The sequence below is a fragment of the Pediococcus siamensis genome, from assembly GCF_047220215.1.
Lineage (GTDB): Bacteria > Bacillota > Bacilli > Lactobacillales > Lactobacillaceae > Pediococcus > Pediococcus siamensis.
The window spans coordinates 1,826,708-1,847,038 of sequence record NZ_CP178375.1 but is presented as its reverse complement, the minus strand read 5'-3'; the positions used below and the strand labels follow the sequence as shown (position 1 = coordinate 1,847,038).

Sequence of the window (20,331 nt, the reverse complement as noted above, 5' to 3'; positions counted from 1 at the left end):
AAAAAGGCGATTTTGACAATGGTAAGTATTTTTCTATACTATTTTGGTAGGAAAGCGAAATTCTCATCAGTTATTTAGGGAGTTCTTAACCAAAACACGAACATTTATGCTATGATCGAAGTAAATGTAATTAAACATATGGAAATGGAGTGATCGTGGTGAGTGTCCGGAGAAGTGATCGATTAATTGATATGACAAGATATTTTTTGGAACGGCCCCACACGTTAGTAACACTTAGCTTTTTTGCCGAACGTTACGATTCTGCTAAATCTTCAATCAGTGAAGATATGGCTATTATCAAACGTACTTTCGCAAATCGCGGGACGGGAATTTTAGAGACTATTCCTGGAGCTGCTGGCGGGGCCTTATTTATTCCAACAATTCAAAAAGAGGAAGCTAGTGAAATTATTGCGGACTTAATTCAACAGCTTTCTACAGCGGATCGCATTTTACCGGGCGGTTATTTGTATATGTCTGATCTGTTAAGCAATCCGGTGATCTTGCGTAAGGTTGGCCGGCTGATAGCTAATGAGTATGCGCAAGAAAAAATCGATGCGGTGATGACGGTGGAAACCAAAGGCATTCCAATCGCTCAAAGTGTGGCCGATTATTTAGGCGTGCCTTTTATCATTGTACGCCATGATTCCAAGATTACCGAAGGCTCGACAATTAGCGTTAACTACGTATCCGGATCATCCGCGCAGATTAAAAAAATGGAATTATCCAAACGGAGCCTGAAAGCAGGGACCCGCGTCATAGTTGTAGATGACTATATGAAGGGCGGCGGCACGCTGAAAGGCATGCAGGCTTTAATTCATGAATTTGAAGCCGAACTTGTGGGAACAACCGTTTTTGCGCTAGGTAACTTTGAAGGCCAGCGAATGATTGAAAACGTGACATCTTTACTAAATGTGGATGCCACGAATGAAAAAATTGCCATTCAGCCTGGCAACTATTTGACTAAGGTTTTTGAATAAATCTTTTGCTTAATTGCAGCCAGTTTTTTATGATGAAGATAAGTTGAAAATGAGGAAGGTAGACAAAAAATGAGCGGTAAATATACAGTTATTTTGGCAGCTGGCCAAGGCACCCGAATGAAATCAAAATTATACAAAGTGTTGCATCGGGTCTGTGGTAAATCAATGGTTGACCACGTATTGACACAGGTTGAAAAAACGAACATGAGTCAGATTGTGACGGTGGTTGGTCATGGTGCAGAACAGGTTGAAGAAGAATTAGGCCACCGAACTGAATATGCGTATCAAGAAGCACAATTGGGTACTGGTCATGCAGTTTTGCAAGCAGAGTCTTTGTTAGGGGATAAAGAAGGCATGACAATGGTTGTCAGTGGGGACACGCCATTGTTTAGGGCTAGCACTTTTGAAGACCTTTTTGAATATCATAAAGAAAAAGGGGCGGCAGCAACAATTTTGACAGCGGATGCCGACAATCCTTTCTCATACGGTCGCATTGTCCGTAATAATGTGGGCGTTGTTTCAAAAATTGTTGAAGAAAAAGATGCCACCCGTGAAGAAGCTGCTATTCATGAAATTAATACTGGCGTTTACTGCTTTGACAATCAAAAATTGTTTGCGGCTTTGCATCAGGTAAAGAATAATAATGCTCAGGGTGAGTACTACTTACCAGATGTCATTGAAATTATGAAGTCACAGGGTGAAATTGTAGCGGCCTACGAAATGAAGGATTTTTCTGAGTCCATGGGCGTTAACGACCGTAAAGCATTAGCTAAAGCAACAAAAATTATGCAGGAACGTATCAATGATCAGCATATGGAAAATGGGGTTACCCTTATTGATCCGGAAAATACGTACATCGATGTTGATGTCAAAATTGGCGCGGATACGGTAGTTGAACCTGGAGTTGCCATTTCTGGTAAAACTGAAATTGGGTCTGACTGTGTCATTGGGGCTAATTCAAAAATTGTGTCTTCTCAAATTGGCGATCGCGTTCACGTGACATCTTCAACTATCGAGGAATCGATTATGCATGATGATAGTGATATCGGACCGAATAGTCATTTACGTCCGGAATCTGAAATCGGTGAGTTTGTCCACATTGGTAACTTTTGCGAAATTAAAAAGGCTAAACTGGGAGCCCGTACAAAAGTTGGCCACTTAACGTACGTTGGTAATGCGGTCTTGGGAACTGATATTAATGTGGGTTGCGGAGTCGTCTTTGTTAATTATGATGGGATCAAAAAACACACTTCTGTGATTGGGAATCATGCCTTTATTGGAAGTAATTCGAATATTATTGCACCGGTAACTATGGCCGATGATTCATATGTAGCGGCAGGTTCAACCATTACGGACGATCTTGCCCAGTATGATATGGGAATTGCCCGAGCACGGCAAACAACAAAGCCAGGCTATTTTAAAAAATTACCTGTCTATCAAGCACTTCAAGATGAACAAAACCAATCGACGGATAAGTAGGAAAGCCTGTAAATCCGCTTGCTTTTGGTGCCCTAAATGAATTATTATATATAGTGGTAATCGAACAGATTCTTAATAATCATTATTGGAGGATTTCATGTCTGGACAATATTCTGATCCAAAGCTGAAGATTTTTGCTTTGAATTCAAACAAGCCTTTAGCGGAAAAAATCGCTGAAGCAGTTGGTGTAAAGCTGGGTAAGACGTCTGTTGATCGTTTTAGCGATGGTGAGATTAGAATCAACATCGAAGAAAGTATTCGTGGGGATCAAGTTTATATTATTCAATCCACTTCAGCACCGGTTAATGATAATTTGATGGAACTTTTGATCATGATTGATGCGCTGAGGAGAGCTAGTGCACAAACCATTAATGTGGTGATTCCATATTATGGCTACGCACGCCAAGATCGTAAAGCACGATCACGGGAGCCAATTACAGCAAAATTGGTTGCTGATATGATTGAAAAGGCCGGTGCAACACGTATTATTGCGCTTGATTTGCATGCTGCTCAAATTCAAGGATTCTTTGATATTCCGATGGATCATTTAATGGGTGCGCCTTTATTAGCGGATTATTTTATTGAACATCAGCTCGATGAAGATGCCGTGGTGGTTTCACCGGACCATGGTGGGGTGACACGTGCGCGCAAACTAGCTGAATTTTTGAAAGCACCAATCGCTATCATTGATAAACGACGTCCGCGGGCAAATGTGGCGGAAGTCATGAACATTATTGGTGAAGTCAAAGGCAAACGTTGCATTATGATTGATGATATGATTGATACGGCGGGGACCATTACGTTGGGTGCCCAAGCATTGATGGATGCTGGTGCAAAAGAAGTTTATGCAAGTTGTACCCACCCCGTTTTGTCAGGACCAGCGATTGAAAGAATTGCCAATTCACCAATCAAGCAGTTGATTGTGACAGATTCGATTAATTTACCAGAAGAAAAGAAAATAGATAAAATTACCCAGATTTCTGTGGGACCATTAATTGGGGAAGCAATTCGTTTGATTCACGAAAACAAACCAGTTAGTCCATTGTTCAACAATCGCTTCAGCAAAGAAGAAGCACAGAGAAGTTAGGGTTAATAGAGGCTAGCAGCTCATTGCTGACCTCTATTTTTTTGCAAAAAAAGGCACAAAAAAAGTAGACTTTAAGTTCTTCTCAAAGCTTAAAGTGGGTCTACACTTTCTGGTATTGGTGAATAACTGATACCAGTTTTTATTTTGAAAAAAAAAAGGACATTTGCCCTCTTTGTGTTACGATTTAATCGCCTAATAAAATCGAAAAGAGGAAAAACAAATGTCCCTAACTAATTCTATCCTAAGCCTATTCGAAATAACAGACCCTAATTTAACTGTAACTGAGATTACTAAGGAACATTATCCCAATGGGCAACACGTTCATGTCGTTCACGCTATCCTTTCCTATCAACTTTTAAAATGTCCTCATTGTGGCCATAAATCTCTAATCAAAAATGGAACTCACATTGGCCATCTAAGATTGGGAACCTTATCAGGTGGACGTTATGAGATGCAGCTAAAACGACAAAGATATCAATGTAAACGGTGTTTAAAAACCTGTGGTGCTCAAACTAACCTCGTTAAACGTAATGAAACTTTTACGCATAATGTGAAACATCAAGTAATTGTTCTGGCTCGGGATATGCTGACCAGTAAAGAAATCGCTAAGATTTGTGGGATTTCACCAAGTAGTGTTCAACGCATTTTAAATGCGAATATTCACTTAGCTTATCGTGTTAAAACACTCCCCCAAAATCTTTGTTTTGATGAATTCCGTTCCTGTAATCATCTAATGTCCTTTAACTGTTGCGATGCCGTTAGTCATCGCCGCATTGTGATTCTTAAGGATCGCCTTAGTAAGGATATCATTGATTACTTTGAAGCTCGCTATTCAGTTCAAGAACGTATGAAAGTTCAAACAATCACCGTTGATATGAATGCTGAGTATGCTGGCTTTATTCATCGGTTATTTCCTAAGGCAATAACCATCATTGACCGTTTCCACATTATTCAACTTGCCGGTCGGGCACTGGATAACGAACGTACACGTGTGATCCATACTTTTCAAGATAAGCATTCCCGAGTTTATCGCATTCTAAAATCTCAATGGCGTTTGTTCCATTTGGCAGAAGAAAAGGTCAATGATACTAAACTTATCTATTTACACGGTATCAACGAATACATGACCCAACAGAACGCCATTGACCTAGCCTTAGATGAATTTCCAGAATTTAAAACTGTGTATCAAACCTATCAAGGAATTCTAACAGCCATTCAACAAAAAGATGCGGTTGGATTTAAAACCTTGATTGCCAACTACAAGGCGGCTGGCAACCAAATGGATATTACTATCTCAACTTTAATAAAGAATGGTCCTGCTGTTCTCAATAGTTGTCGTTATCCGTATTCCAACGGTCCTATTGAAGGACTAAATCGTAAAATTAAGGTGTTAAAGCGTAGCTGTTTTGGTTTTCAAAATATTCATAACTTTTTCATTCGTATCAGTTTAATTTATGCGTAAACAAAAAAAGCACATTCACCGAAGTGAACATGCTTTTCAAAAATCTCCACCAATACAATTTGACAGAGACCCCTTAAAGTCTACTACGAGGAAAGGATTTCGCAATTAACATCTTCAAATTCAATATTGTTAATAACTTTACACCTTCATGTTCAATTGTTCTACCGTCGTGAACCTGACCTACCTGTGATCGTCGTTGTCAAAATCTGCTAATGTGATTCAGCGTAAGTTAAATTCTCACGTGATTCTTACACAAAATACAGGCTAACGGTGATTAAAGACGGTTTTGGAAGAAATTAGTTTTTTTATCCTAAATACCTCCGCAAACGTACTAGTTACACATTAATTAATCGTTTTAATAATTGGAACTTTGTAAGTTATTTCTAACTTACGGTAACTCTTGTCATTGGCAACACCTACTTAAACCGAAGTTTAATTACACATATACCAAAAATCAGTTGTTATTTACCAAGGAACCATGCACCTATCAATCGCACATCGAGATTTTTGAGCCAAGTACTACTTAATCTATGCTGCTCAACATGTCTTTCAACATCAAAACCTTGGAAACCGATGCTCATGATTCAAGGTATCAAAATCATACTCTCATGAATCGCGCACCAAAACTTTTGAGCCAATCGTACACTTTTATCTGACTGTAAACTGCTCACATGTTTTTCAACAAGCAAAACTTTTACGTGATGCCCATGATTGATAAGCCTTCACCACATGATCTTTGGCTGTGTCTCTACGTTAGATCACTATCGACAACCAGCGACTGACCTAAGACACTTTGAGAAGTTTGAGTTAATTGGAAATCTTTCATTCCCTTTCCTCACTTATTATATTAGCACATGATGTAACCGCTTGCAACATAAAACAAAGATATTTTAAAAGACAAAAAAAGCCACGCCTTTCAATGCTGAAATACGTGGCTTTAATAGCAATTAATTGACCAAAATTTTAATGCCTGTATAAATGCTGTAGATAAAAAAGGCAGCAGCGACGAGTGCAAACAGACCAAGTAAAATGATGAGCAGCCAGCCAACGGAGGCAGCATTGTTAGTCGTAATGCCCATTATTCCAGCGATAATGGCAATTCCCACTAGTAGGACCGCGGGCAGTAAATGGAGAAGCAGGGCATTAGTTGCATGATGGCGTACCCACGGCCGGTCACTGGTTAAGACCAGTACAATTAGTGGAAAAAGTACGGGAAGAAATAAGACGCTTAAATACGATAGAGAGCTCAATAATTTATTTTCAGTTGTCATTAGCAACAACCTCCGATCCTTGTTTTCTAAGTTCATTCTACCGAATTTGCGACGGCAATCCTAGTTATATGATTATTAGATACAAAAAATCCAGCGCTTGGCTGGATTACTTGCGTATATCACTTAGTGAAGGGTAGCCGGACGACAATAACCGACACAATGCCACCATGGAGAAGCGACCTTTTCGGTAATGACACCGCGATTTTGGGCATCGATCATTTTCCCGCTCCCGACATAAATCCCGACATGGGTGATGCGTTTTTTACTGCTGCCGAAGAAGACAAGATCTCCCTTTTTCCGGCTGCTCGTAGAAACTTTTTTGTACTTGTTATATTGCGATTGAGCTGTGCGGGGCAGCGTTTTTTTGATGGATTTACTAAAAACGTATTTGCAAAGTCCAGAACAATCGAAAGAATTCGGTCCGCACGCACCATAAACGTAACGTTTGCCTAGTTGCTTGCGTGCCTCGCTATAAACCTTGGCATAGGTAACCGTACTTGGTTTTACCTTTAGATAGCCGTGCCAGACCCAACCGGAAGCACGTCCGTTTGCACTGGTGGCGAAGTAGTACTGAGTACGGACACCATTTTTTAAAATAATCCGTGATTTTGTGACCCGCCAAGTGGTGTTGGGATAATTTTTTAAGTAGTGGGCAGCACGAAAGCTCACGTAAGAACTTCCTTTTAAGGTAAATAAAGTTCCTTTGGCGCTGACGCGGATGTAGTTTTTCGCCGTCACATTTTTGGTGGAGACGACGCGATAGGTGGTTGCGGCCTTGGCTGAAGGAGTTTGGATGGTCACAAAGCCCAGTAGGGCAGTCAAAAACGCGAATAATTTTATAAAGTGTTTCATATATGTATGGCCCCCGTGCAAATTATGTTGTTCCTATCTTACGGGATAAATGTTACAGGTCGGTAACCATGATGTCTCAATGTGATTAAACGCCCTGCAACGCTTGTAATAAGTTATGGACACCAAAAAAAGTTCTTCCCGAAATGTAAGGAAGAACTTTAGCAATAATGGCATGGAACTAAAAGTGGCGATGAGGATTCTGCTCGATTTAAAATGTAAGATTAGCAATAATTAGTTGGCATTATCTAAAGGTACTTTTTGTGTGCGTTGCTTTTTTAATTGGCGGAGCTGATCTTTTAAAGCCTCGATTTCATCGTTGTGCTTCGCTTTCCAGTCTTTATAAGTCGAACGTGTATCTGTGTCGCCAATGTCTAAGCCGGTTTCGAGCCAGAAAACCGCCTCGGTCAGACTAGCGAAGTTTTTCATCCACAAAGTATGTTCGTTGTCGGAATCGAAGGCAACGTAGGATTTATAATGTTTGGTGAGGTAGGTATGTTTCATGATTTTGAACGCTTTACGCTGTCTGGTTAATTTGTAATCCGGCAGAATAAAGTGGCCTTGAGTTTTAAGTTCAGGAACGTTGTTGTTGCGCTTTTGTTCTTTGTAGTCGATTAGAAATTCTTTTGCAGTCGGTTCTGTGATTAACTTGACATCGATTTGGCTCATGGTCATTCCTCCCAAAAATATATTGGTTATATTTTACCATAAGAATGAATAATATACGCCATCTAAACGTCTGAGATGACCAATTTTAAAGGTATATTAAGAAAAATAATAAAAAATTAGGCGTTCAAGATTGTTTCCTTAGCCAAATTAATCTATAATTTTTGTTAGATGGTAAGTATTCAATATTTATAATACATGGGAGATGGTGACATGAGAAAATATTTAGCAGAACTTATCGGGACATTTGTATTGGTCTTTGTCGGGACAGCGACGGTTACGGTGGCTAAAGGAGGCACGCTGACAATTGGATTGGCGTTCGGTTTAGCTGTCACAATTATGGCGTACTCAGTGGGGGCAATTTCGGGTGGTCATTTTAATCCAGCGGTGTCATTGGCAATGCTGATTAATCGCCGATTGAGTGTGAAAGATTTTGTTGGCTATGTCATTGCGCAGTTTGTGGGTGCAATTTTGGCTTCAGCAATTGTTTTTGATTTAGTGCACGAATTAGGACTGTCAACGAAGAGCTTAGGGCAAACGGACTTTCCCAACATTTCGGTTGGCGGCGCGTTCATTACGGAAACGTTGGTTACATTCCTATTTATTCTGGTAATTTTACTGGTGACAAGTAATAAATGGGGAAATGCGAACTTTGCAGGATTGGTGATTGGTGTGACGTTGGCGCTGATGATTATTGTGGCGTTGAACTTGACAGGAGGATCGTTGAATCCGGCGCGGAGTTTTGGACCGGCGTTGTTTGTTGGTGGTACGGCGATGGCGCATTATTGGTTGTACTTGGTGGCACCACTGTTAGGAGCGGTGTTGGCAGCAGGTGTAGGAAGTTTTATGGGTAGTGAAGAATAGTGCGCGAGGCAAAACGGTAAAAGGGAGACCTTAAGTGCAATGGAGGCGGGATCGCAATCCCGCAGGAGTTGTACTTAAGGTCTCCCTTTTGTTTTGCCGAGCGGTCCTAGAGCTCAGCGGAGAAAAGCAGTGGAGGCGGGATCGCAATCCCGCAGGAGCTGGTGTTAGAATTCCTCTTTTGTTTTGCCGAGCGGTCCTAAAGCTCAGCGGAGAAAGGCAGGGGAAAGCAGCGGAGGCGAGTTCTTGCGGCGAAGTGGGCCACAAGAATCGACATCGTCCGGAAGAAGAGGGTTTCGGGACGAAACCAACCGATATAACTGACGTAGTGCGGGATCGCAATCCCGCAGGAGTTGTACTTAAGGTTTCCCTTTTGTTTTGCCGAGCGGGTAAGAAATGCAGCCAAAGTGACGATGGAAATTTTTTAATATTATAATTCTTAACCACTAATAAAAGTAATGGCTTTCATGCTATAATACAGCTGATTTAGCGGATTTAATGAAGGTCTTTTATTGGGAGGAAAAAATTATGGCAGATAAAATCTTGGTGACCACAACGGAAAATATTCCGGGTCACGATTACGAGATCATTGGAGAAGTCTTCGGGTTAACAACACAGTCCAAAAATGTGATTAAGAATATTGGCGCAGGATTAAAGAATATTGTCGGAGGTGAAATTAAAGCTTACTCGGAATTATTAACGGAAGCACGTGACACCGCAATTTCACGGCTTAGAAGTAATGCTGTTGAAATGGGTGCGGATGCGGTCGTGATGATGCGGTTTGATTCAGACTCGATTAGTCAGGATATGGAAACTGTGGCTGCTTATGGCACCGCAGTGAAGTTTATCCATTAATGGGTAGCGAACAAACAAAGCCACGTTTAATAGCGGTTTTGCTTGCTAAAAAGGCGATGGCATGCTCGATAACTAAGCGCATGTCGTCGCCTTTTCAAAATTTTAGGATTTCTTTTTGTGATGGGTTTTTCGCTGATTTTTTGACACTTCTTTTTGGAGTTGTGCGACTTGATCTGATAAGTCATCAATTTTTTTGAGCAACAGATTGATATCGGTGTCCTCCATATTGGTGCTATTAGATGTAAAGAATCCCGTAATCGTACTGGTCAATAAACCAATAAAACCAATTCCGCCAAGCATCAAGACGGAAGCAATAATTTTACCAATGGCACTGTGCGGAGAAATATCCCCGTAGCCAACGGTTGTGGCGGTAGTAATAGCCCACCACAAGGCATTGGCAAGCGATATTTTTTCAACAATCGAGTATAACAGTGCGCTGAGAACTAGGATGACGACACTGACATAAAGCAGGTAGACAAACCCAGTTGAATAGAAGAAACGGTGCACCGTTTTGGTGAATTTGCCATCAAGGCCTAGCCGCCAAAAAAGGTGATAAAAGCGGATAATTCGAATGACACGTTCAATTCGAAAGACGGCAAAGATTGGGTGGAGTGGGACTAATCCTAACATATCAAAGGAATTGTCGATCAAAAAGCTCTTTTTATTTTTGGACCAAAAGAAACGGACAAAATAATCAATCCAAAAGATACCTAAAGTCGTATTCATAAAGATGCCCAGTGGGCCATTTTGAAGGTTGATGTGCGTGAAAAAAGTAGAAAAGGCAATTCCGCTAGAAAGCAGCGCTAATGCGCCAATCGTAAGGTGGTACCCCAATAACCACTGTTGTTGTTTTCGAATCATCCTACTCACCTGTCACTTTAAATGTTAACCTTATTCTAAACCTTTGAAAAAATGTGTAAACCACCGAATATTTAAACGCAAGAAAATTTTAAAAAACACTTTCAGCGAAACTAGTAACTTCGGCGCAAATCATTTAGAATCGGGATAGAAAAAGTTTTTAGGGAGGTCGCAGTTGTGAAAAAAATACTAGCCTTACATACAGGTGGGACGATCTCAATGTCTGCAAACGACTTGGGTGAAGTTTCCACCAATGAAGAAAATCCACTATTAGACAGTCGTTTTATTGATGATAATATCAATCTGACAAACGAGGCGGTGCTAAATAAGCCATCAGAACATATTACTCCGGATGATATGTTGATAATTCAAAAACGCGTTAAACAAGCGGAAAGGGAAGCTTATGACGGGATCGTCATTACACATGGGACGGATACCTTAGAAGAGACGGCTTACTTTTTGGATTTAACGTTGCCTAACCATCTTCCCATCGTGCTAACGGGAGCCATGCGCTCATCAAATGAAATTGGCTCGGATGGTGTGTACAACTTTCAAAGTGCTGTGTTGACTGCAGCGGCAGATGAATCCCTTGATAAGGGCGTTTTGGTGGTGATGAATGATGAGATCCACACTGCCCGTTATGTGACGAAAACGCACACGACTAATGTGGACACTTTCCGCACACCGACTTTTGGACCAATCGGGCTAGTCGGCAAGCGTGGCATTCATTACTTTCAGGAATTGATACAACAAACGGTCGTGCCAATTGATCATTTGAAGCATAATGTTTATCTCCTTAAAGCCTACGCAGGGATGCCTGCAAGTTTATTACAATGTTTGGATCAGCCTGAGACGAATGGGTTGGTGATTGAAGGGCTAGGCGCTGGCAACATGCCGTTAGAGACGGTTGCAGCGATTCAACAGCTCTTAGATCACCACATCCCTGTGGTGATGGTGTCACGCTGTTATAACGGGGTGGCAGAACCAATCTATGACTATCCAGGCGGTGGAATCGACTTGGAACGCATGGGGGTGACTTTTTGCCAGGGGCTAAACGGACCCAAAGCCCGTATCAAGTTGTTGATCGGGATTAGCGCTGGTTTAAAGGACCAAACATTGCGGGATTATATTAGTAATGCAGTATCGTAAAATTAAAATTTTGTGAGAAAATTAAAAATGCGCTATACTATGGCTATCTGAAAATAAAGGGTGGGATAAAATGCTAGATGCAACAAAAGTAAAAAATGATTTTTATGACGCTGTGAATGGAGAATGGTTAAAGACCGCTGAAATTCCCAGTGATCACTCCTCAACCGGTGGTTTTATGGATTTAGTAGACGATGTTGACAAAAAGCTCATGGCTGATTTTGCCGATATGAAATCGGGAAAATTGACGACCGATGATGCGTTAATCAAAGAATTCTTAAAATTCTACGATGTCGCTGCTAATTTTGAAAAGCGCGATCAAGATGGGGCGGAACCCTTGAAACCTTATCTTGAAAAGGTAGAGGCTTTAGAAAGTTTTGCTGACATGGTTAAACAGTTCAAAGAATGGACTTTAGCTGGTTTACCAATTCCATTTAGCTTGGGCGTTGACCCTGATCTTAAGAGCCAGGGAAAAACAAAGTTGAACGTCCTTTGGGCTGAGGGTGGCAACTTAATCTTGCCTGATAAGACTTATTATGACAAAGATAATCAGGCTGGTCCGCAATTGCTGGCAGTTTTCACGCAAATGGCAGAAAAACTGTTAACCATGGTCGGTAAATCAGCTGACGAAGCTAAGGCAATTGTGGCCGATGCGAAGGAATTTGATGCTTCCATGGCACCGTTTAAGAAAAATTCCGAAGAAATGAGCGATGTTGCCAAACTTTACAATCCGATTGCCTTTTCTGATCTGGTTAAACAGTTAGGTGTCTTTGAAGTCGGTGATGCAGTTAGCGAATTGTTAGGGCAAACGCCTGAACAAGTCATTGTGACAGAGCCGAAATTCTTCGAAAACTTTACCTCGTTTGTGAATGAAGATACTTTCCCTATTTTCAAAAATTGGTTGCTGGTTAACACTGTTCGTCAGTTTACGGGCTATCTTAGTGAGGAATTCCGTCAAATTGGTAGTACGTATCGACGGGCGCTATCAGGTCAAAAAGAAACGATGAAGCAACAAAAGAGTGCCTTCTATCTAGCTCGTCGGACGTTCAGCCAAGTTGTTGGTGACTACTATGGTAAAAAGTACTTTGGTGAAAAGGCCAAACAAGATGTGCATGACATGGTCGTGGCGATGACGGGCGTTTATAAGGAGCGTTTGCAAAACAATACCTGGTTGAGCCAAGGCACGCGGGAAAAAGCGGTCGTTAAATTGGATGCCATGGATATTCATGTCGGTTATCCTGATAAAATGGAAGAGGTCTATAAGCGCCTGCACACCACTACTGTGGAAGATGGTGGTAGCTTGCTGAGCAACGTGCAGGAATTTTCACGGATTTTTACGGAAGATAATCTTAGTAAGTACAATAAACCAGTGGATAAAGAAAAGTGGGAAATGAGTGCCGACACGGTCAATGCCTACTATTCGCCCGAGGGCAACTTGATTTGTTTCCCCGCGGCAATTCTTCAAGCACCGTTCTATAGTTTGACACAAACACCAAGTCAAAATTACGGTGGGATTGGGGCAGTGATGGCTCATGAAATTTCCCATGCTTTTGATCCGAATGGCGCCCTTTTTGATGAAAACGGCAGTTTAAACAATTGGTGGACGGATTCAGACATGAAAGAGTTTAAGAAGCGTTCACAAGCTATGGTCGAAGAATTTGACGGCTTGCCATTTGCAGGCGGCAAGGTAAACGGAAAACTCGTTGTGACAGAAAATGTCGCTGATGACGGCGGCTTGAGCTGTGCGCTAGAAGCTGCGAAAAAAACTGGAAATCCGGATTTAGAAGCCTTCTTTGTGAACTGGGCGACTGTTTGGCGGAGTAAATCAACTACTGAGTATATGCAGCTCTTATTGTCGATTGATGTGCATGCGCCTAATAAACTACGGGCAAATGTTCAGGTCAAGAATTTTGATGAATTTTACGAGACTTTTGATATTCAACCTGATGACGGTATGTACTTACCACCAGAAAAACGGGTTCAAATTTGGTAAACAAAAAATGAGATCGAATTTCGATCTCATTTTTTTATTTTGTAATGTAAATGTAGAGGTGCGTGGTTGAGTAGCCCACTTGAAATTTAACACCGTTTGATTTAATCACATGTGTTGTGGTTGAAGTACTACTGCTATTCTTAGCATCTTTTTGCAACTTGGTGAATTGCTTCATCACTGATTTTGGTTTTGCCCCAACTTCCGTGGTTAACAACGCAAATGCGGTTCCGAAATCTTTTTGGCGATCTTTATGCTTCATCGCCTTGGTAGGGACGATGAGAGTTAAGCCCATCAGATTTTTATCTTGGTAATTTGCACGTACCGTGTAGTTCTTAGTTGTGATGACATTTTGCACGCCGTTCGTTAAAGTCGTAGGCAGTAATTTGTCCTTATTTTTCTTTTTTGCACTGGCCATAGCAGTTTGAACTTCTTTAGCTTCTTTTTGTAACGCAAGCATTTCCTTTTGTTGCGCTGCGAGTTTTGCAAGTGCCTTTTTTTGCTGTGCGGCTGGTAATTTGGCAATTTCCGCTTTGGCTTTGGCAGCCGAAGTTGTGGAAGCATTCTTGGCTTTTTTCTGGGCCGCGGCGAGTTCTTGAGCTTTCTTTTGCGTGTCTTTAGAAAGTGACATTCCGATCACAGCTTGGTTATAGTTGGTTGCAAACTTATGATAGTTTTCAAGGGCAGCCATTTTTTTGACCGTTATTTTTTTGGTAAGCACATCGTTACCGGCTTTCGAAGTGACCGTAACCTTCTGTGTTTTGGTGGTGGCAGGAATTTCAATGATGTACGCACCATCCGTATTTTTAACGGTTTTTTTAGATTTGCCTTCGATTTGATAACTCAGTTTGGCACCTTTTGTGGTTTTGCCTTTGATGACGGCGACCATACCACTTGGCTTTTTGGTGGTTGAACCTACTGTGAGTTTATGATTACCACAACCAGCTAAGGCCAAGACAGCAGCAAGACCGACAAGTCCTGATAGAATTTTTTTCATTTTTTGTTAACCTACCTTTAAAATATCAGCAGTCACCTCGATGTGACACACTGTCATAAATATGAATTATACACCCTTATGCATGGAAATACGAGGAGAAGTTAGGGGATCGGTCACCAAGAAAAGAATAATCGCTTAAATTAGATAACGGAAAATTAAATAAAGTTTGTGTTTTACTTTGATAGAATTTTATTGTAAGATATATATTGTTGTTTGAATAGCAAAACACGAACAAAACATGATTTTGAGTTTTGAATCAGTAATGCTAAGGGAGAAAGTACCTATGGGAGAAAAAATTAAGAATTATTTTCAAGTGGATCAATTACATACAACGGTTAGACGAGAAATCTTAGCCGGATTTACGACGTTCATTTCGATGGCTTATATCCTGTTTGTGAATCCGAGTGTCCTCGGAGCTTCAGGGATGGACAAAGGAGCCGTTTTCACAGCAACCGCATTGGCCAGTGCACTGGGCTGTATTTTAATGGGTGTGTTGGCGAAGTATCCAATTGCGACCGCACCGGCCTTAGGTATTAATGCCTTTTTTGCTTATTCGGTTTGTATCGGAATGAAGATTCCTTGGCAAACGGCATTAGCAGGGGTGTTTGTGGCTTCCATTATCTTTGTTATCATTACGATCTTTAAATTGCGAGAAATGATTATTAATGCCATTCCTGCCGATCTAAAATATGCGATTTCTAGTGGGATCGGATTATTTATTGCCTTCATTGGCCTGCATGATGGTGGGTTGATTGTGGCCAACAAGTCGACTGTGGTTGGATTAGGGTCGTTTACAGTGGCGACAACGTGGCTGACAATTTTTGGTTTGATTTTAACAGCAATTTTAATGGTAAGACGGGTTCCCGGAGCTATTTTTATCGGGATGGCAGCGACGGCTATTTTGGGCTTGGTGACAGGCTTGATTAAGGCCCCAGCACAGTGGGTATCTGGAGCACCAAGTTTGAAATCCACTTTTATGGTTGGGGTGCAGCACGTTGGTGATATTAATACGATTCAATTGTGGGTAGTTGTTTTAACGTTCTTGTTAGTGACGTTCTTTGATACTGCAGGTACTTTGGTGGGCCTGGCACAACAGGCTGGATTCATGAGAGATAATAAGATGCCGCGCGTTGGCAAAGCGTTGATGTCAGATTCGACGGCAATGTTGGCGGGCTCTGTGTTAGGAACGTCGCCGGTTGGCGCTTATGTGGAATCATCGGCTGGAATTGCAGTTGGTGGTCGAACAGGGCTAACGGCGGTTACAACGGGTGTTTTGTTTGTATTAGGGATGTTCTTTTCACCGTTGTTGACGGTGGTAACGAATCAGGTGACGGCACCGGCGCTGATTATTGTTGGAGTGTTGATGGCGCAGAGTATGAAGCAGGTGTCATGGGAAAAGCTGGAAATAGCGATTCCATCATTTTTGATATTGATTGGGATGCCGTTGGCGTATAGTATATCGGATGGGATTGCGTTGGGCTTTATAACGTATCCGATTACGATGATTGCGGCGAAGAAGGGTAAAGAGGTACACCCGATAATGTATGGGTTGTTCTTCGTGTTCATATTCTTTATGTATATTTTGAGTAAGGGATAGAAAAAGTGCGCGAGGCAAAAAGGTAAAAGAGGAATTCTAACATCAACGGAGGCGGGATCGCAATCCCGCAGGAGCTGGTGTTAGAATTCCTCTTTTGTTTTGCCGAGCGGTCCTAGAGCTCAGCGGAGAAAGGCAGGGGAAAGCAATGGAGGCGGGATCGCAATCCCGCAGGAGCTGGTGTTAGAATTCCTCTTTTGTTTTGCCGAGCGGTCCTAGGGCCATTACGGTTTCTTGCGCAGAGTTCTGAAATTAAATTAAGCATTTTCCTTGAATTTAGGCGATTTATGGTGTTATATTAAGAACTAAAGTTGTGAGGATAAATATCGATTCACAGCTGGACAAAGGTATTTATGGTACGACATATCATTTTTGAAGGGAAGAACGCGGCTGCAAGAAATTAATTCATTTTAAGTATTGATATTTCGTATCTCATTTGGAACCTTTGTTGAGAAACAAAAGGAAAGAGGGTTTTACAATGAGATTTGGAAACTTTAGTAATCAAGATTACCGCATTGCTTTGGATACAAAAACGCAGTTATTCTGGGCAAGCGATAAGAATGATCCAAATATTAAAGCAAGTGGTGTTACCATCACAGAAGCACTTAACAAGTTAAGCGAAAAAACTAATGGTCAAGTACAACAGTACGCAAACTAAATAGAAATTCGAGGTCTAGCAATTTTGAATGCTGATGATTCCGTTTCGTGTAACAAGTTCAATTCCTCTGGGATAAGTTGATCTAATCTGATTAAACTTATTCAAGAGGAATTTTTTGGGTCTCTGTCAAATTGTATTGGTAGAGATTTTTGAAAAGCATGTTCACTTCGGTGAATGTGTTTTTTTTGTTTACGCATAAATTAAACTGATACGAATGAAAAAGTTATGAATATTTTGAAAACCAAAACAGCTACGCTTTAACACCTTAATTTTACGATTTAGTCCTTCAATAGGACCGTTGGAATACGGGTAACGACAACTATTGAGAACAGCAGGACCATTCTTTATTAAAGTTGAGATAGTAATATCCATTTGGTTGCCAGCCGCCTTGTAGTTGGCAATCAAGGTTTTAAATCCAACCGCATCTTTTTGTTGAATGGCTGTTAGAATTCCTTGATAGGTTTGATACACAGTTTTAAATTCTGGAAATTCATCTAAGGCTAGGTCAATGGCGTTCTGTTGGGTCATGTATTCGTTGATACCGCGTAAATAGATAAGTTTAGTATCATTGACCTTTTCTTCTGCCAAATGGAACAAACGCCATTGCGATTTTAGAATGCGATAAACTCGGGAATGCTTATCTTGAAAAGTATGGATCACACGTGTACGTTCGTTATCCAGTGCCCGACCGGCAAGTTGAATAATGTGGAAACGGTCAATGATGGTTATTGCCTTAGGAAATAACCGATGAATAAAGCCAGCATACTCAGCATTCATATCAACGGTGATTGTTTGAACTTTCATACGTTCTTGAACTGAATAGCGAGCTTCAAAGTAATCAATGATATCCTTACTAAGGCGATCCTTAAGAATCACAATGCGGCGATGACTAACGGCATCGCAACAGTTAAAGGACATTAGATGATTACAGGAACGGAATTCATCAAAACAAAGATTTTGGGGGAGTGTTTTAACACGATAAGCTAAGTGAATATTCGCATTTAAAATGCGTTGAACACTACTTGGTGAAATCCCACAAATCTTAGCGATTTCTTTACTGGTCAGCATATCCCGAGCCAGAACAATTACTTGATGTTTCACATTATGCGTAAAAGTTTCATTACGTTTAACGAGGTTAGTTTGAGCACCACAGGTTTTTAAACACCGTTTACATTGATATCTTTGTCGTTTTAGCTGCATCTCATAACGTCCACCTGATAAGGTTCCCAATCTTAGATGGCCAATGTGAGTTCCATTTTTGATTAGAGATTTATGGCCACAATGAGGACATTTTAAAAGTTGATAGGAAAGGATAGCGTGAACGACATGAACGTGTTGCCCATTGGGATAATGTTCCTTAGTAATCTCAGTTACAGTTAAATTAGGGTCTGTTATTTCGAATAGGCTTAGGATAGAATTAGTTAGGGACATTTGTTTTTCCTCTTTTCGATGTCAACGCCGATGTGAAAATGTCGTTTTTTGCCGATTAAAAAATGCTGTTTTTTACCGATAAGGTTTACAGTGTCTCACTGCTCCTTTCTTTATTTTGTGAGCTAAAACCTGATAAATCAGGTCCAGAATTATCCTTCTTTTCAATCAAATGATCCTTCATTCGATATGATCGACCGGTGATTCGGATGACTTTAGCGTGGTGAACCAAGCGGTCTAAAATGGCGTTAGCTAACATCTTATCTGAAAAGGTGTTTCCCCACTTAGAAAGCGGAATATTAGTGGTGATAATGGTTGATTTCCGTTCATATCGTCTTTCAATTAGCTGAAAGAACAGCTTAGCACCCACTGACTCAATTGGGAGATAACCAATCTCGTCAATGATTAGAATTTGAAAACGGGCATACCGGCGCAACACTTCTTCGCTTCGTCCTTGAACTTGTGCTGTTTGAAGCTTGTTGATGAGGTCGCTACATCGAATAAACTGCGTTGAAATTCCTTGTTTACACCCTTCAATTCCAATGGCGGTGGCTAGGTGAGTCTTACCGACACCGGAGGTGCCGATAAACAAAATGTTTTGATTCTCTTGGGTGAATCTTAGTGATCCCAAGTCCTCAATTGTCCCTTGGTTAATTCCTGGTTGATAGCTAAAGTCAAAGTCAGCTAACGTTTTTTCATATGGAAAGCGGGCTAGTTTAATTCTCAAATTAATCTTTTTTTGTTCCCGGTATTTAAGCTCAGCCGTTGTCAATTCGAATAAGGCATCACTCAAGGACTTGGGTGCTTCATCTTGATGATCCAATAGGTAGCCTAAATGTTCGGCGAAACGATCTAACTTTAATTGTCTAAGGTTGGTGTATAACGCTTGGTAATTAGCCATTTTCTCACTCCATTTCATCAAACATCTTCAGGTTTCGGTCGACGTAATCATCAATGACTCGGTCATCACGATTCTTATAAAGGTCTGATCGGACAATCTCTTCCATGTCATCGCGAAGATAATTAAATCTTTTCAGTGAAATAGGGTGAGAACGAATTAGTTCTCCGTTATAATAAACGTATAGAGTATTGTCATCGTGTTTAATTTGTACGGTTTCGTCAATATATCTGATGGGGACGGAGTATTTCCGATTTTGAAAGACAATCATTGATTCCTTGCTAACTTTCCTTGCGATGGTTTGGCTGGCATAGGCATCGAGTAAGTCATGATCAAAATCATGGAGATACTCTTTTTCTTTATCAAGCAATAAATAAGGCGGAATTTGAGTCGCCTGAGACTTCTCATGATTCAGCTGATCACACGTCAAATGAACGATCTCGGCTAAGTCTAGCGGCTCTTCAAACTCATGGTTGTAAACTTTAATTCGCTGAGTAGTTCTGGCCAACGCCTCAACCTTTCCTTTGGTTTGTGGCCGAAACGGTCGACAAGCAATTGGCTTGAAACAAGCGTCCTTAGCGTATTCAACGAAGGTTTCATTAAATACCGGCTTACCAAAATTACTTTTATGATGATCGACGACAACCTTTTGGTTGTCAAACCAGATTTCTTTCGGCACACCCCCGGTTGCCCAAAAGGCATTCGTTAAGCAATCAAAAAAGGTAGTTTGGCTGCGACTGAAGGTAAATTGCATGTATTTCATTCGCGAGTACCCTAAAACATATAAGAAGATGTTGCCTTTGACAATCTCTCCATGCCGAGAAATCAATGTTAAGTCTTCTTTCCAATCAACCTGGGCTGAAAGCCCTGGCGAGGTTTCAATCCGGATAGTGGCTTTTTTCGTTGCGGCTTTTCTGATGGTTCGACAATAGTCTCTGAGAATACTTTGCTTTCCTTGATAGCCACGTTCTTTGATAAAGTAATAAATTGCCGTTGCCGAACAGCCTTCTAGAACCTTTTCTTCAATCGTTTTTCGATAATCGTCAAGTTTACTCGGCCGCCGTAAGGGTTGTGGCTGCTCATCTGGGGGCGTGAGCCCTAAATTGTAGTATCTTTTAACCGTTCGCGGATCAACACCATATCGTCGACCAATTTCAGCGAAGTTGGGCTTTATTTTGTTCATAATATATTGCTGGACACACTGTTCAACATCTAAACGCATTTCAGTTCCTCCAAATTTGAGATACGTTTAGTT

The 20,331-nt window shown here is 41.0% G+C and carries 18 protein-coding genes; 10 read left to right on the top strand and 8 right to left on the bottom strand.

Features of this window, described 5'->3' with window-relative positions; translation table 11 throughout:
* Positions 1 to 158: 158 nt before the first annotated feature.
* The 4 genes from purR to ACLJJ6_RS08920 all read left to right on the top strand — a co-directional run bounded on the left by purR (position 159) and on the right by ACLJJ6_RS08920 (position 5,005).
* Positions 159 to 977 (top strand): pur operon repressor, encoded by an 819-nt coding sequence (purR, locus tag ACLJJ6_RS08935; protein ID WP_412989079.1) that lies wholly within the window; start codon positions 159 to 161, stop codon positions 975 to 977.
* Between the two features lie 69 nt (positions 978 to 1,046).
* On the top strand, positions 1,047 to 2,456 hold the full coding sequence (gene glmU, locus ACLJJ6_RS08930; RefSeq protein ID WP_412989078.1) for a bifunctional UDP-N-acetylglucosamine diphosphorylase/glucosamine-1-phosphate N-acetyltransferase GlmU: 1,410 nt from the start codon (positions 1,047 to 1,049) through the stop codon (positions 2,454 to 2,456).
* Between the two features lie 97 nt (positions 2,457 to 2,553).
* Complete coding sequence (locus ACLJJ6_RS08925) at positions 2,554 to 3,543, top strand: ribose-phosphate diphosphokinase (RefSeq protein WP_412989077.1); 990 nt, start codon at positions 2,554 to 2,556, stop codon at positions 3,541 to 3,543.
* 220 nt (positions 3,544 to 3,763) lie between these two features.
* Entirely contained in the window at positions 3,764 to 5,005 is a 1,242-nt protein-coding gene (locus ACLJJ6_RS08920) for an ISL3 family transposase (RefSeq protein WP_412988180.1), read from the top strand.
* A 947-nt stretch (positions 5,006 to 5,952) separates the two neighbouring features.
* Here ACLJJ6_RS08920 and ACLJJ6_RS08915 read toward each other — a convergent pair.
* The 3 genes from ACLJJ6_RS08915 to ACLJJ6_RS08905 form a co-directional block, all read right to left on the bottom strand.
* Complete coding sequence (locus ACLJJ6_RS08915; RefSeq protein ID WP_412989076.1) at positions 5,953 to 6,276, bottom strand: DUF4870 domain-containing protein; 324 nt, start codon at positions 6,274 to 6,276, stop codon at positions 5,953 to 5,955.
* 123 nt (positions 6,277 to 6,399) lie between these two features.
* The gene (locus ACLJJ6_RS08910) at positions 6,400 to 7,128 is read right to left on the bottom strand and encodes a C40 family peptidase (RefSeq protein ID WP_412989074.1); all 729 of its coding nucleotides are present in this window, start codon (positions 7,126 to 7,128) and stop codon (positions 6,400 to 6,402) included.
* A 231-nt stretch (positions 7,129 to 7,359) separates the two neighbouring features.
* A complete protein-coding gene (locus tag ACLJJ6_RS08905) occupies positions 7,360 to 7,794 on the bottom strand; it encodes a hypothetical protein (RefSeq protein WP_412989073.1) in 435 nt (144 codons plus the stop codon).
* 210 nt (positions 7,795 to 8,004) lie between these two features.
* Here ACLJJ6_RS08905 and ACLJJ6_RS08900 point away from each other — a divergent pair, with 210 nt between their 5' ends.
* A complete protein-coding gene (locus ACLJJ6_RS08900) occupies positions 8,005 to 8,655 on the top strand; it encodes an MIP/aquaporin family protein (protein WP_412989072.1) in 651 nt (216 codons plus the stop codon).
* A gap of 525 nt (positions 8,656 to 9,180) precedes the next feature.
* On the top strand, positions 9,181 to 9,507 hold the full coding sequence (locus ACLJJ6_RS08895; RefSeq protein ID WP_412989071.1) for a heavy metal-binding domain-containing protein: 327 nt from the start codon (positions 9,181 to 9,183) through the stop codon (positions 9,505 to 9,507).
* A gap of 102 nt (positions 9,508 to 9,609) precedes the next feature.
* Here the strand turns inward: ACLJJ6_RS08895 and ACLJJ6_RS08890 are convergent, their stop codons facing one another.
* Positions 9,610 to 10,368, bottom strand: a complete 759-nt coding sequence (locus tag ACLJJ6_RS08890) for a potassium channel family protein (protein ID WP_412989069.1) — start codon at positions 10,366 to 10,368, stop codon at positions 9,610 to 9,612.
* Between the two features lie 174 nt (positions 10,369 to 10,542).
* On the opposite strand from ACLJJ6_RS08890, the gene ACLJJ6_RS08885 reads away from it, so the two are divergent.
* Both ACLJJ6_RS08885 and ACLJJ6_RS08880 read left to right on the top strand, forming a co-directional pair.
* The gene (locus ACLJJ6_RS08885) at positions 10,543 to 11,514 is read left to right on the top strand and encodes an asparaginase (protein ID WP_412989067.1); all 972 of its coding nucleotides are present in this window, start codon (positions 10,543 to 10,545) and stop codon (positions 11,512 to 11,514) included.
* A 70-nt stretch (positions 11,515 to 11,584) separates the two neighbouring features.
* Entirely contained in the window at positions 11,585 to 13,504 is a 1,920-nt protein-coding gene (locus ACLJJ6_RS08880; RefSeq protein WP_412989065.1) for a M13 family metallopeptidase, read from the top strand.
* A 34-nt stretch (positions 13,505 to 13,538) separates the two neighbouring features.
* On the opposite strand, the gene ACLJJ6_RS08875 is transcribed toward ACLJJ6_RS08880, so the two are convergent.
* Positions 13,539 to 14,498, bottom strand: coding sequence for a hypothetical protein (locus ACLJJ6_RS08875; protein WP_412989063.1), 960 nt, complete (start codon positions 14,496 to 14,498; stop codon positions 13,539 to 13,541).
* A gap of 283 nt (positions 14,499 to 14,781) precedes the next feature.
* Between ACLJJ6_RS08875 and ACLJJ6_RS08870 the strand changes: the two genes are divergently transcribed.
* Positions 14,782 to 16,095 (top strand): NCS2 family permease, encoded by a 1,314-nt coding sequence (locus ACLJJ6_RS08870; RefSeq protein ID WP_412989061.1) that lies wholly within the window; start codon positions 14,782 to 14,784, stop codon positions 16,093 to 16,095.
* Positions 16,096 to 16,570: 475 nt separating this feature from the next.
* Positions 16,571 to 16,750 carry a hypothetical protein gene (locus tag ACLJJ6_RS08865; RefSeq protein WP_412989060.1) on the top strand — a complete coding sequence of 60 codons (180 nt, stop codon included), beginning with the start codon at positions 16,571 to 16,573 and terminating at the stop codon, positions 16,748 to 16,750.
* A 189-nt stretch (positions 16,751 to 16,939) separates the two neighbouring features.
* Here the strand turns inward: ACLJJ6_RS08865 and ACLJJ6_RS08860 are convergent, their stop codons facing one another.
* The 3 genes from ACLJJ6_RS08860 to istA all read right to left on the bottom strand — a co-directional run bounded on the left by ACLJJ6_RS08860 (position 16,940) and on the right by istA (position 20,298).
* Complete coding sequence (locus ACLJJ6_RS08860) at positions 16,940 to 18,181, bottom strand: ISL3 family transposase (RefSeq protein ID WP_412988599.1); 1,242 nt, start codon at positions 18,179 to 18,181, stop codon at positions 16,940 to 16,942.
* 85 nt (positions 18,182 to 18,266) lie between these two features.
* A complete protein-coding gene (gene istB, locus ACLJJ6_RS08855; RefSeq protein ID WP_412988384.1) occupies positions 18,267 to 19,097 on the bottom strand; it encodes an IS21-like element helper ATPase IstB in 831 nt (276 codons plus the stop codon).
* A complete protein-coding gene (gene istA / locus ACLJJ6_RS08850) occupies positions 19,084 to 20,298 on the bottom strand; it encodes an IS21 family transposase (RefSeq protein WP_260210390.1) in 1,215 nt (404 codons plus the stop codon). The genes istB and istA overlap by 14 nt, the downstream gene beginning before the upstream one ends.
* Between the last annotated feature and the right edge of the window lie 33 nt (positions 20,299 to 20,331).